Genomic DNA, 12,468 nt, shown 5'->3' on the forward strand with positions numbered 1-12,468 from the left:
GCGCATCCGGAACGTATCACGGCACCAGCTTGTAGCCACCGGCTTCCGTCACCAGGATTTCCGGGTTGGCGGCGTCCTTCTCGATCTTCTGGCGGAGGCGGTAGATGTGGGTTTCCAGCGTGTGGGTGGTCACGCCGGAATTGTAACCCCAGACCTCCTGGAGCAGGGTCTCGCGCGAGACCGGCATCTGGCCGGCCCGGTAAAGGAAGCGCAGGATCGCGGTTTCCTTTTCGGTGAGGCGCACCTTGCGGGCATTGGCCGCGGTCAGCATCTTGGAGCCGGGGCGGAAGGAGTAGGGACCGACCGAGAACACCGCGTCCTCGCTGGCCTCGTGCTGTCGCAACTGGGCGCGGATGCGGGCCAGCAACACCGCGAAACGGAACGGCTTTGCGACATAATCATTGGCACCGGATTCCAGGCCCAAAATCGTGTCGGAATCGGTGTCATGCCCGGTCAGCATGATGATCGGCGCCTTGAAGCCGCCCTTGCGCAACGAGCGAACCACTTCGCGGCCATCGGTGTCGGGAAGGCCGACATCCATCAGAACGAGATCGGGAGCGTTGGCCTTTGCTGCGCTGGCGCCCTTGGCGCCGGTATCGACGGCGGAGGCTTCAAATTCTTCGTGCAGCGATAATTGCTCCACCAACGTGTCGCGCAGATCGGTATCGTCATCCACGATCAGGATCTTGCGGGCATTGGCCATAGGGGGTCATCCTTTTGGAGTCCGGCGAGGCGCATCATGCCGCACTCAGCCGCGGTGGGAAGTTTAAAGCGATCGCTATTTTTATTGTTGTTCGTGTTGAAGTAGTGGGCTGTCACCGATTCACAAGCCGGAATCACTCTAACCCAGAATAGCAGGGCGGATCGATGAATGTCCTGTAATGAATATTGTATGGCGCGTTCACCATGAAAAACAGAGCTGAGTCAGCCAGTTACAACAGAAATCGTGGATCGGGACCGCTTTCCGCGATCCGCGTTAAGGCTGCCGCCGGGAATCCGCGCCGGGGCTGGCTGACGGCAGGCGGCTTGACGATTCCAGTGGCGCTGGGGCGCGGCGGCATTCGGGCCAATAAGCGCGAGGGCGATGGCGGCACCCCCAGGGGCCGTTTTCGTCCCCAGCAATTGTGGTGGCGGGGCGACCGGCACAGCCGTCCCAAGACCTTTCTGCCGGCACGGACGATCGGCGACATGGATGCCTGGTGTGAAGATCCCGGTGATCGCCACTACAACCAGTGGATCCGCCGCGGGGAGGACGAGGGCGGCGACCGGCTGAAGCGGGCGGACCATCTCTATGACTTCATCATCGAAATCGACCACAACACCAGGCCGCGCATCGCCGGCCGCGGCAGCGCCGTGTTCCTGCATCTGGCGCGCGACAATTTCGGCCCGACCGCCGGCTGCGTCTCCATGACCAGGGCGGCGATGCTACAACTGCTGCGGCGGATAGGACCGAGAACGACAATCATCATCGGGTGACGGTTCATGCTCGGCAAGGATCAGACCGCCGCCGCTTCGCGCTCCCGCGAGCGAGGCCGGCCGCCGGCCGCCAACGGCTCCTACCTATGCCCGAAGATGGCGCTTCCTACGCGCACATGGGTGGCGCCTAACATGATGGCGGTCGCATAATCCGCGCTCATGCCCATCGACAGGTTCTTTAGTCCGTTGCGCGCGGCGATCTTGGCCGTCAGCGCGAAATGAGCCGCCGGCGGCTCGTCCACCGGCGGGATGCACATCAGGCCTGAGATCGTCAGACCATAGGTGTCGCGGCAGCTCTTGAGGAAGGCGTCCGCCTCGCCGGGCGCGACGCCGGCCTTCTGCGGCTCCTCGCCGGTGTTGATCTGGACGAAGAGTTGCGGGTGCTTGTTCTGAGATTCGATTTCCTTGGCTAACGCCTGGCAAATGCTCGGACGGTCGACAGAATGGATCGCATCGAACAGCGCGACCGCCTCTTTCGCCTTGTTGGATTGCAGCGGCCCGATCAGATGCAGCGCGATGCCGGAGTAAACAGATGTTAGTGCCGGCCACTTGGCCTTGGCTTCCTGCACGCGATTTTCGCCGAATACGCGCTGTCCGGCGCCGATAACCGGGATGACTGCATCCGCCGCGAACGTCTTGGACACCGCGATCAACGTGACGGACGCACGATCACGCCGCGCATCCTTGCAGGCGCGTGCAATCTCCGCCTCGACCGCAGTGAGCGCATTTGGTGAATCGCCGGTTAGCGGCGCCGTGTCTCGTTCTGTCATGGTGGCGGTCGAGCTGTGATCGTAACGGAAGTAAGTCCAATTTTACCGAGTTCAAGAAAGGGATTTTGAACCCTTCGCTTTACCTTGGTGCGCGGGATGGGTCGCGCATATGGCAAACGTTAGTTTCAACCGCAAACGAGCAAAACTCAAGCAGGTCCTCGGCATCAGGGCCAGGCTTGCATTGCTCGCGGTGATTCTGGTCGCGCCGCTGATGCTCGATCGCATTCGATCGCTCGAGCACACCCGCACCGAGCAGATTGCGCAGGCCACGGCCGAATTCACCACCGTCGCAAGGCACAGCGCCGACGCGCAGCGCGAGGTGATCTCGTCGGTCGAGACCATCTTGAAATCGGAAGCCTTCATCCGTGCCTCCGCCGGCGGCGTCAGCAAGAGCTGCGACGTGCTGCGTGCGAGCCTGCCGACGAGCCTTCCCTGGATCCGCACGCTCCTGATCGCCGGCCAGGACGGCCGGATCCAGTGCGCGACCAACAACATGTATGTCGGCCTCGACCTCTCCGATCGGCCCTATTTCCAGCAGGCGCAGCAGACCGGCCGCTTCGTGCTGTCCGACTTCATCCTGTCGCGACCGGTGCAGGCGCCGACCGTGATGGCGGTCTACCCGGTGTCCGCGTTCAGTGGCGTCGCTGATGCCGTCGTGCTCGCAACCGTCAACCTCGACTGGATGTCGAAGGTGATGAACAATCTTGGCGGCCGCGAAGGCATCACGGCGGTGCTGGTCGACAGCGCCGGCACCGTGATGGCCGCACCCGCCGACCAGCGCGGCGCGGTCGGTCGTCCGCTCGACGACATGCCGCTGATGTCCGCGATTGCCGACATGGCCTTGCGCTCCGACCAGGACGAGGGTTCGCTGTCGTTCCTCGCCGCCGATGGTTCGCGTCGCGCGGTCAGCTACACGCGCATCGCCGGCACCAATGCCCGCCTGATCGCCAGTATCGATGAGGACAAGGTGTCCGCGGCGGTGAGCCGCGACATCAGGACCGCCTATCTCCAGCTCGCCTTCGTCGTCGTGTTCGTGCTGCTCGGCGCGCTGATAGCAGCTGAAAAGCTCGTGATCATGCCGATCGAAATGCTCGCCGACATGGCCAAGCGTCTCGGCGAGGGCGATCTGTCGGCCCGCGCAGCGCGTAAAAGCCTGCCGTCCGAATTCGTGCCGCTGGCGCGCGCGTTCAACGCGATGGCCGCGCAGCTCAGCCAGCGCGAGCGCGAGCTGATCGCAAGCAACGACCGGCTGACGGTGATGGCGTCGATCGACATGCTGTCGGGCCTCGCCAACCGCCGCGGCTTCCAGAGCCGCCTCGACTTCGAATGGATGCGCGCCCAGCAATATGGCAGCGAACTCGCGTTGCTGATGATCGATGTCGACCATTTCAAGCTGTTCAACGACACCTACGGCCATCTCGAAGGCGATTCCTGCCTGACCCGGCTCGGCGAGTCGTTGTCCGGCATCGCCGCCGATACCATGGGCTTTGCGGCACGCTATGGCGGCGAAGAGTTCTGCCTGCTACTGCCGAACACCGACGTGAACCACGCCGTCGAGATCGGCGAGCAGGTGCGCGCGGCCGTGCTGAAGCTTTGCCTGCCGCACATCACCTCCGCCCACATGGTGGTTACGGTGTCGATCGGCGTTGCGGCGACGCGGCCCAACGAGAGCTTGCGTCCGGGCGATCTGATCGAAGCCGCCGACGCCGCGCTCTACGCCGCCAAGCATCGCGGCCGCAACAACGTGGTCGAGCATGGCGTGCAGGCGATCGACAACGGCGCCACGGAAATGATGGTTAGCGGTGCCGCCCTGGTCGCGTCTTGAAGCCGGGCCTCCGCCGTCTTGAAACGGAGCGTTTGAGGTGCCTCGGGGGTCCTATCGCATTTCGGCAACCCATTGACCGGCTGAGGACTTTTATGGCCTAGTCCGCCCTCTCAAGGCGGCCCGAACTCTCGAAAACCCAACGATTCCATGACCTCCGAACGCTATAACGCCCGCGACGCCGAACCGCGCTGGCAACGCATATGGGACGAACAGGCGATCTTCGTCTCGAAGAACGATGATTCCCGGCCCAAATACTATGTGCTGGAGATGTTCCCCTACCCCTCCGGGCGCATCCATATCGGCCATGTCCGCAATTATACGCTCGGCGACGTGCTGGCCCGCTTCATGCGCGCCAAGGGGTTCAACGTGCTGCATCCGATGGGCTGGGACGCCTTCGGCCTGCCGGCCGAGAACGCCGCCATCGAGCGCAAGGTCGCGCCGAAGGCCTGGACCTACGACAACATCGCGGCAATGAAGAAGCAGCTCCGCTCGATCGGGCTGTCGCTGGACTGGTCCCGCGAATTCGCGACCTGCGATCCCGGCTATTACAAGCATCAGCAGAAGATGTTCCTGGACATGCTCGCCGCGGGCCTTGCCGAGCGGGAGAAGCGCAAGCTCAACTGGGATCCGGTCGACATGACCGTGCTCGCCAACGAGCAGGTGATCGACGGCCGCGGCTGGCGCTCCGGCGCCGTCGTCGAGCAGCGCGAGATGAGCCAATGGGTGTTCAAGATCACCAAGTACGCGCAGGAATTGCTGTCCGCGCTTGATGGCCTCGACCGCTGGCCCGACAAGGTCAGGCTGATGCAGCGCAACTGGATCGGCCGCTCCGAGGGCCTCTTGATCCGCTTCGCGCTGGATCAGGCGACGACGCCTGCCGGCGAGAGCGAGCTGAAGATTTTCACGACCCGCCCGGACACGCTGTTCGGCGCGAAATTCATGGCAATCTCGGCGGATCATCCGCTGGCGCAGGCAGCAGCCGCGAAGAACCCCAAGCTTGCGGAGTTCATCGCCGACATCAAGAAGATCGGAACCGCGCAGTCGATCATCGACACCGCGGAGAAGCAGGGTTTCGACACCGGCATCCGCGCGGTTCATCCGTTTGATCCGAGCTGGAAGCTGCCGGTCTATGTCGCCAACTTCGTGCTGATGGAATACGGCACCGGCGCGATCTTCGGCTGCCCCGCGCATGACCAGCGCGACCTCGACTTCGTCAACAAGTACAATCTGGGCAACACGCCTGTCGTGTGCCCCGAGGGCCAGGATCCCAAGACGTTCGTCATCACCGACACCGCCTATGACGGTGACGGCCGCATGATCAATTCCCGCTTCCTCGACGGCATGACGATCGAGCAGGCGAAGGAAGAGGTTGCAAAGCGCCTCGAGGGTGAGCTGCGCGGCAACGCGCCGGTCGGTGAGCGCCAGGTCAATTTCCGCCTGCGCGACTGGGGCATTTCGCGCCAGCGCTATTGGGGCTGCCCGATTCCCGTCATCCACTGTCCGAAGTGCGATGTGGTGCCGGTGCCTGATGCCGACCTTCCGGTGGTGCTGCCGGAGGATGTCAGCTTCGACAAGCCGGGCAACGCGCTCGACCACCATCCGACCTGGAAGCACGTCACGTGCCCCCGATGCGGTGGCAAGGCGAGCCGCGAAACCGACACCATGGACACCTTCGTGGATTCGTCCTGGTATTTCGCGCGCTTCACCGATCCCTGGAACGCGACCGCGCCGACGACGCCTGATGTCGCCAACCGGATGCTGCCGGTCGACCAGTATATCGGCGGAGTCGAGCACGCGATCCTGCATCTGCTCTATAGCCGCTTCTTCACCCGCGCCATGAAGGCGACCGGGCACCTTGCGCTGGACGAGCCGTTCGCCGGCATGTTCACGCAGGGCATGGTGGTGCACGAGACCTACCAGAAGGCCGACGGCAGCTGGGTGCAGCCGGCTGAGGTGAAGATCGAGGTCGACGGCAACGGACGCCGCGCCGTGCTGCTCAGCACAGGCGAGGACGTCACGATCGGTCCGATCGAGAAGATGTCGAAGTCGAAGAAGAACACGGTCGATCCCGACGACATCATCGCGACCTACGGCGCCGATGTTGCCCGCTGGTTCATGCTGTCGGACTCTCCGCCCGACCGTGACGTGATCTGGAGCGACGAGCGCGTCCAGGGCGCCTCGCGCTTCGTGCAGCGGCTGTGGCGGCTGGTGAACGATGCCGTGGAACTCGGCAAGGGCGCGCCGGCGGCTCGGCCGGCCTCGTTTGGCGACGACGCGATTGCCCTGCGCAAGGCCGCCCACGGCGCGCTCGACAAGGTCACGACAGGCATCGAGCGGCTGCACTTCAACGTCTGCCTCGCCCATATCCGCGAGTTCACGAACACCTTCTCGGAGGTGCTGCAGCGCACCGGTCCGGCGGCACCCGACTTGGCTCCGGATCTGGCTTGGGCGATCCGGGAAGCCAGCCAGATCCTGGTCCAGCTGGTCTCCCCGATGATGCCGCATCTGGCCGAGGAGTGCTGGCAGGTTCTGGGCCAGCCCGGGCTGGTTTCCGAGGCCAATTGGCCGCAAATCGAACGCGATTTGCTGGTCGAAGACAGCGTGACCCTGGTGGTCCAGGTCAACGGCAAGAAGCGGGGTGAGGTCACGGTTGCAACAGCGGCCCAGAATCCGGAAATCGAGGCTGCCGCTTTGGCCCTCGATGCTGTAAAGCTGGCCCTGGACGGCAAGCCCGTCCGCAAGGTGATCATCGTTCCCAAGAGGATCGTGAATGTTGTCGGCTAGGATCCGTATCGCAGCCCGCTTGCTGGCGGTCGCCGCTTTGGCGGCGCTGACGGCCGGCTGCTTCCAGCCGATGTATGCCGAGCATACCGACGGCACCCCGGGCTTGCGTGAAAAGCTGATGGGGGTCGAGCTTCCGCCGATCAGCAAGGCCAACGCCTCGCGAGAGGCCCGGGTCGGCGTCGAGGTCCGCAACGCCCTCGCCTTCAAGCTTTACGGCTCGGCGACGGGGATGCCACCGACCCATCGGCTGGAGATCCGTTTCAGCACAACCAAGTCGTCGCTGATCGTCGATCCCAATACCGGCCTGCCGAACACCGAAAACTACGGCATCGACTGCCAGTACAATCTGGTCGAGGTCGCGACCGGCAAATCGGTGATGACCGGCACCACGTTCTCGCGCGTGTCCTACGACATGCCCGGCTCCTACCAGCGCTTCGCCCGCAACCGTGCGGCGCGTGACGCCGAGGATCGTGCCGCGAACGAGATCGCCGAGAACATCAACACCCGGCTTGCCGCGTTCTTCACCGCAGGCACCTGATTCAGTTCCCTCGTTCCGGGGCGGCCACAGGGCGAACCCGGAATCCAGAGATTGTAGATCGAGACTCCCGGTTCGCGCTTGGCGCGCCCCGGAATGACGAACCTTGAGCAACATGGTCGCGCTGCGCGGAAAAGAGATCGACGCCTTCCTGGCCCGGCCCGATGCGGGGCGGCCGGTCGTCCTGCTCTATGGCCCTGATGCCGGCCTCGTGCGCGAGCGTGCTGACGCCCTGATTGCATCCGCCGTCGACGATCCCGACGATCCCTTCTCGCTGGTGAAGCTCGATGGCGACGAGCTCTCCGCCGAACCCTCGCGCCTGGTCGATGAAGCCATGACCGTGCCGCTGTTCGGCGGCCGCCGCGCCATTCGAATCCGCGCGGGTTCGCGCAGCTTCGCCAGCGGCGTCGACACACTGTGCGAGATGAACGTGAAGGATTGCCGCATCGTGATCGAGGCCGGCGAGCTGCGGCCGGAATCGCCGCTGCGCAAGGCCTGCGAGAAGGCCAAGACCGCCGTGGCGATCGGCTGCTATCCCGACACCGAGCGCGATCTCGCGAAGCTGATGGAGGACGAGCTCCGCATCGCCAATCTGCGCATCGCGCAGGATGCCCGCGCCGCGCTGATGTCCTTCCTTGGCGGCGACCGCCAGGCCTCGCGCAACGAGCTGCGCAAGCTCACGCTCTACGCCCACGGCAAGGGCGAGATCACGCTTGAGGACGTGATGTCCGTGGTCGCCGACGCGTCCGAGCTGAAGCTCGATCCGATCGTCGACGGCGCCTTCGCCGGCCGGCCCGACATCGTCGAGACTGAATTCGCAAAGGCCATGATCGCCGGCACCTATCCCGGCCTGATCATCTCGGCCGCACAGCGCCAGGCCGCGTGGCTGCACAAGTCGGCGCTCGCGATCGCCGACGGCACGCCGGCCTCGGCCGTGCTCGATAGCGGTTATCCGCGGCTGCATTTTTCACGAAAGCCTGCGGTGGAGGCGGCGCTGCGCAATTTCAGCGTGACGCGGCTCGCCGCCATCATCGAGCAGCTTGCGACCGCCGCACTCGACACCCGCAAGCAATCGACGCTCGCCGCCGCCATCGCCCAGCGCACGCTGATGGCGATCGCCGCGAATGCGAAGCGGCGGGGGTAAGGCCGACGCTCTTCAGCTCATCGGGAGCGCAGCTCTCGCCCACGTCATTGCGAACGTGGCGAAGCAATCCAGAATCTTTCCGCGGAGGGACTCTGGACTGCTTCGCTGCGCTCGAGCGTTTCACGTTTTGATGGAAGCGTATCCGGCGTTTTCGAAGTAGTTGCTGCATTCGTTGGGCTGGATGGTTGTGATGAGGCCGCCGATATGGCGGCAAATGTCGTCGATCTTGCGCTTCTGGGCGGAGCGCATCCAGTGCTTGATCTTGGCGAAGGTTTGTTCGATCGGATTGAGGTCGGGGGAGTATGGCGGTAGGTACCAGAGCCTGGCGCCGGCGGCTTTGATCAGGCTGCGCAGGGCAGCCGATTTATGGCTGCCGAGATTGTCCAAGATGACGATGTCACCCGGCTGAAGCTGCGGGACGAGAACCTGCTGGACATAGGCGCGGAAGCATTCGCCGTTGATCGGGCCATCGAACAGGCAGGGTGCGGTGAGACGGTCACAGCGCAATGCGCCAAGGAATGTCAGCGTCCGCCAGTGACCATGTGGCGTGAAGCTGCGCACCCGCTCGCCTTTTGGTCCCCATCCGCGCAGTGGGGCCATATTGGTTTTGATCCAGGTCTCGTCGATAAAGACCAGGCGCCGGGGATCGAGTTTGGCCTGCCATGAGCGCCAGCGCTGGCGTCTACGCGCGATGTCGGAGCGAGCTCGCTCGAGGGCGAGCAGCGTTTTTTTTGAACCGCAGTCCCTCGCGCCGTAGAAACAGCCAAACCGCATTGTGGGAGACCTTGACCCCGCGCGCGAAAAGCTCGTCCTTGAGGGCGTGAAGCGTCAAATGCGGCGTCTGACTGATCCGCTCCTTGATGAAGGCGCGATGTGGCTCAAGCACGGGCTTGCGATGGCCGCCCATCTTTCCGGGCGCTACCGAGCCGGTCGTCCGATAACGCTGCGACCACTTCACAACCGACGAAACCGCAACCCCAAACCGTGTTGCTACCGAGCGGCAGCTCTCGCCCTTTACAACTGCCGCAACCGCACGCTTACGCAGATCATTGGAAATTGGTCGGACCATCGGATGCTGGCCTCCATCCCAGCCAGCATCTTGAATCATATTCGTCTCTGATCCGGAATCCCTTCCGATTCAATAAATTCGTGAACCGCTCTCGCACGAGTGGATGGAGCCTGCGCGCCAGTACGACACCAGGGACGCGCCTACAGCGCGCCCTTCGCCAGCCGCTTCATCACCTCGTCGAGCTGATCGAGGTTGCGGTAGTTGATCTGGACCGAGCCGCCGGGGTCGCGGTGATTGACTGTCACCCTGAGGCCGAGCGCATCGCTGACGCGCTTCTCGAGATCGATCGTATCCGGGTCCTTCTCCTTGTTGGCCGCGGTGGTGCGCGTCTTTTGCGGCTTGCGCTCCGGCACGCCCTCTTCATGCGAAAGCGCTTCGGCCTGGCGGACGTTGAGGCCTTCCGCGACGATGCGCTTGGCGGCAGCGAGCGGATCGGGCACGCCGATCAGGGCGCGGGCGTGACCCGCCGTCAGCTCACCGCTGGTGATCAGGGTCTGCACCTCCGCCGGCAGCTTGGTCAGCCGCATCATGTTGGCGACATGGCTGCGGCTCTTGCCGACGACCTTTGCGATGTCGTCCTGGCTGCGTTTGAACTCGTTGGCGAGCGCATGATAGCCGAGCGCCTCTTCCATCGGGTTGAGGTCTTCGCGCTGCACGTTCTCGACGATCGCGAATTCCAGCGCATCGCTGTCGCTGATGTCGACCGGCACGATCGGAACTTCATGCAGACCGGCCATCTGCGAGGCGCGCCAGCGCCGTTCGCCGGCAATGATCTCGAAGCGATCCTGCGCGCCCTTCACGGGACGGACCACGATCGGCTGGATCACGCCATGCTGCTTGATCGATTCGGACAACTCCTTGAGCTCGGTGTCCGAAAAGGTGCGGCGCGGATTGCGCGGATTGGCCTTGATGAATTCGATCGGTACCTTGCGCTGCGCGCGTGGACGGTCGACGTGCTGAGCTTCGCCGCCGACGTCACCGATCAGACTCGCAAGACCTCGGCCCAGTCGCGAACGCGCTTCATCGGCCATCGCCAGCTCCCTTGGATTCACGCTGCAGCACTCCAGAACTGAATTTCGAATCGTGGAAGGTAGGGTGGGTTAGCGGAGCGTAACCCACCATTGCTTCGACTGTGGTGGTAGACTGGTGGATCACGCCTTCGGCTAACCCACCTTATGCATCGGTGTTGGATCAATGCGTGACGCGCAGCTCCCGCTCGCGCTGGATCACTTCGGTGGCGAGCCGCAGATAAGCTTCGCTGCCGACGCATTTGAGATCGTAGACCAGCACCGGCTTGCCGTAGGACGGCGCTTCCGAGATGCGGACGTTGCGCGGAATCATGGTCTTGTAGACCTTCTCGCCCATGAACTGCCTGACATCGGCGACGACCTGGTTGGAGAGGTTGTTGCGCGAGTCAAACATGGTCAGCACGATGCCGTGGATCGACAGGTTCGGGTTGAGCGTCGAGCGCACCTGCTCCACCGTTTGCAGCAATTGCGACAGACCTTCGAGCGCGAAGAACTCGCACTGCAGCGGCACCAGGATCGCATCCGACGCAGCCATCGCATTCACCGTGAGCAGGTTCAGCGAAGGCGGGCAGTCGATCAGCACGTAGGTGTAGTCGGCCTCAGGCGAGACGTTGTTGTTGAGCGCCCCGATCGCATCGCGCAGCTTGAAGGCGCGTCCGGGGGTGGTGCCGAGCTCGAGTTCGAGGCCGGAGAGATCCATGGTCGAGGGCGCGATATGCAGCCGCGGCACCGCGGTCGAGACCACCGCCTCGCGCAGCGGGGCTTCGCCGATCAGCACGTCGTAGGTCGAGCATGAGCGGTTGCGGCGATCGATGCCGAGGCCGGTCGAGGCGTTGCCCTGCGGGTCGAGATCGACGATCAGGACGCGCTCGCCAATCGCCGCGAGTGCCGTGCCGAGATTGATCGCAGTGGTTGTCTTGCCCACGCCGCCCTTCTGATTCGCCAGCGCCAGGATGCGCGGGTGACCATGGGGAACGTCGGCCTTTTCTGGGTCCGTCTGATCTTGCTGCGGCACGTCAATTACGGTCATCGAAATTCCCCAACTCAACCCCTGAGCGCCTCAGGCGCGCCGTTCAACTGAAGTCAGCTCGACGATCCAGCCATCGCCCGTCCTGCTGCGATGGAGTTGCGGCTGAATATTCCAATATTTAGCGGCTTCGGTCAATTCAGCCTCTACATCTTGGCCCTTTGGAAATAACGCCTTTGCGCCTTGACGCAGCAGCGGCTCCGCAAAGCCGATGAGCTGATGTAGCGGAGCTAGCGCGCGAGCGGTGACGCAATCGACAGGGCCGGTGATTCTATCCACATTATCCCCGATCTCGGCGAGATGTACGACTCCCGGAGATGTGGTGATGCGAACAGCTTCGCGCAGAAAAGCGGCCTTCTTGGCGATTCGCTCGACGAGGTGGACGTTCGCACCTGGAGTCCCCGCCATGGCGCAAGCCAACACGACGCCGGGAAAGCCGCCACCACTGCCGAGGTCGGCCCAGCGTGTCGCTGAGGGTGCGAGATCGACGAGCTGAAGTGAGTCGGCGATGTGCCGGGTCCAGAGCTGCGGCAAGGTCGAGGGCGCGACCAGATTGGTCTTGACCTGCCACTCCCGCAGCAGCGTGACGTAGCGATCGAGCCGAGCCTCCGTTTCATGTGAGACAGGCGCGAGCTTCAACGCCGCGCGCTTGTCGGCGGCGATGATGGAATCAAGCGCCTGATCCTTGGCGGCGGCCTTGTCGATCTTCGGCTTGGCCGACCCCGGATCGGATCGACGCGTGGCGCCCTCGCCGGCTCCGGGTCGTCGCGATAGCGGCCTGTCCCCGCCCGATCCGCGCTGTTTCACGTG

General features: G+C 63.8%; 11 protein-coding genes. 5 read left to right on the plus strand and 6 right to left on the minus strand.

The window, feature by feature from the left end; translation table 11 throughout:
* Window positions 1-16: 16 nt before the first annotated feature.
* Window positions 17-703 carry a response regulator transcription factor gene (locus ACVIIW_RS09090; RefSeq protein WP_007598630.1) on the minus strand — a complete coding sequence of 229 codons (687 nt, stop codon included), beginning with the start codon at window positions 701-703 and terminating at the stop codon, window positions 17-19.
* 203 nt (window positions 704-906) lie between these two features.
* Between ACVIIW_RS09090 and ACVIIW_RS09095 the strand changes: the two genes are divergently transcribed.
* Window positions 907-1,476 carry a L,D-transpeptidase family protein gene (locus tag ACVIIW_RS09095; RefSeq protein ID WP_456705118.1) on the plus strand — a complete coding sequence of 190 codons (570 nt, stop codon included), beginning with the start codon at window positions 907-909 and terminating at the stop codon, window positions 1,474-1,476.
* An 80-nt stretch (window positions 1,477-1,556) separates the two neighbouring features.
* Here the strand turns inward: ACVIIW_RS09095 and ACVIIW_RS09100 are convergent, their stop codons facing one another.
* The gene (locus ACVIIW_RS09100; RefSeq protein ID WP_456700431.1) at window positions 1,557-2,246 is read right to left on the minus strand and encodes a YggS family pyridoxal phosphate-dependent enzyme; all 690 of its coding nucleotides are present in this window, start codon (window positions 2,244-2,246) and stop codon (window positions 1,557-1,559) included.
* Window positions 2,247-2,355: 109 nt separating this feature from the next.
* On the opposite strand from ACVIIW_RS09100, the gene ACVIIW_RS09105 reads away from it, so the two are divergent.
* From ACVIIW_RS09105 to holA, 4 genes are all read left to right on the plus strand, one after another.
* A complete protein-coding gene (locus tag ACVIIW_RS09105) occupies window positions 2,356-4,071 on the plus strand; it encodes a diguanylate cyclase domain-containing protein (RefSeq protein ID WP_456700432.1) in 1,716 nt (571 codons plus the stop codon).
* A 147-nt stretch (window positions 4,072-4,218) separates the two neighbouring features.
* A complete protein-coding gene (gene leuS / locus ACVIIW_RS09110; protein ID WP_456700433.1) occupies window positions 4,219-6,855 on the plus strand; it encodes a leucine--tRNA ligase in 2,637 nt (878 codons plus the stop codon).
* Window positions 6,842-7,393: an LPS assembly lipoprotein LptE gene (gene lptE / locus ACVIIW_RS09115; RefSeq protein ID WP_456700434.1), complete on the plus strand. Its 552-nt coding sequence runs from the start codon at window positions 6,842-6,844 to the stop codon at window positions 7,391-7,393. Before leuS ends, lptE begins: the two co-directional genes overlap by 14 nt.
* A gap of 112 nt (window positions 7,394-7,505) precedes the next feature.
* Window positions 7,506-8,534, plus strand: a complete 1,029-nt coding sequence (gene holA / locus ACVIIW_RS09120) for a DNA polymerase III subunit delta (protein WP_456705119.1) — start codon at window positions 7,506-7,508, stop codon at window positions 8,532-8,534.
* Between the two features lie 120 nt (window positions 8,535-8,654).
* Here holA and ACVIIW_RS09125 read toward each other — a convergent pair.
* From ACVIIW_RS09125 to rsmG, 4 genes are all read right to left on the minus strand, one after another.
* A protein-coding gene (locus tag ACVIIW_RS09125) for an IS630 family transposase (protein WP_456700435.1) occupies window positions 8,655-9,603 on the minus strand; the annotation gives its coding sequence in 2 pieces (ribosomal slippage) (window positions 8,655-9,266 and window positions 9,268-9,603; 948 coding nt in all).
* 140 nt (window positions 9,604-9,743) lie between these two features.
* Entirely contained in the window at window positions 9,744-10,634 is an 891-nt protein-coding gene (locus ACVIIW_RS09130) for a ParB/RepB/Spo0J family partition protein (protein ID WP_456700436.1), read from the minus strand.
* A 160-nt stretch (window positions 10,635-10,794) separates the two neighbouring features.
* Window positions 10,795-11,661: a ParA family protein gene (locus ACVIIW_RS09135; RefSeq protein ID WP_456700437.1), complete on the minus strand. Its 867-nt coding sequence runs from the start codon at window positions 11,659-11,661 to the stop codon at window positions 10,795-10,797.
* Window positions 11,662-11,691: 30 nt separating this feature from the next.
* Window positions 11,692-12,465 carry a 16S rRNA (guanine(527)-N(7))-methyltransferase RsmG gene (rsmG, locus tag ACVIIW_RS09140; protein ID WP_456700438.1) on the minus strand — a complete coding sequence of 258 codons (774 nt, stop codon included), beginning with the start codon at window positions 12,463-12,465 and terminating at the stop codon, window positions 11,692-11,694.
* Window positions 12,466-12,468: the final 3 nt, after the last annotated feature.

The organism is Bradyrhizobium sp. USDA 4449 (genome assembly GCF_054056275.1).

Excerpts from the sequence above, each read along its gene's own strand:
- ACVIIW_RS09090 (WP_007598630.1), bottom strand. The coding sequence starts at position 703 with ATGGCCAATGCCCGCAAGATCCTGATCGTGGATGACGATACCGATCTG.
- ACVIIW_RS09095 (WP_456705118.1), top strand. The coding sequence starts at position 907 with ATGAAAAACAGAGCTGAGTCAGCCAGTTACAACAGAAATCGTGGATCG.
- ACVIIW_RS09100 (WP_456700431.1), bottom strand. The coding sequence starts at position 2,246 with ATGACAGAACGAGACACGGCGCCGCTAACCGGCGATTCACCAAATGCG.
- ACVIIW_RS09105 (WP_456700432.1), top strand. The coding sequence starts at position 2,356 with ATGGCAAACGTTAGTTTCAACCGCAAACGAGCAAAACTCAAGCAGGTC.
- leuS (WP_456700433.1), top strand. The coding sequence starts at position 4,219 with ATGACCTCCGAACGCTATAACGCCCGCGACGCCGAACCGCGCTGGCAA.
- lptE (WP_456700434.1), top strand. The coding sequence starts at position 6,842 with ATGTTGTCGGCTAGGATCCGTATCGCAGCCCGCTTGCTGGCGGTCGCC.
- holA (WP_456705119.1), top strand. The coding sequence starts at position 7,506 with ATGGTCGCGCTGCGCGGAAAAGAGATCGACGCCTTCCTGGCCCGGCCC.
- ACVIIW_RS09130 (WP_456700436.1), bottom strand. The coding sequence starts at position 10,634 with ATGGCCGATGAAGCGCGTTCGCGACTGGGCCGAGGTCTTGCGAGTCTG.
- ACVIIW_RS09135 (WP_456700437.1), bottom strand. The coding sequence starts at position 11,661 with ATGACCGTAATTGACGTGCCGCAGCAAGATCAGACGGACCCAGAAAAG.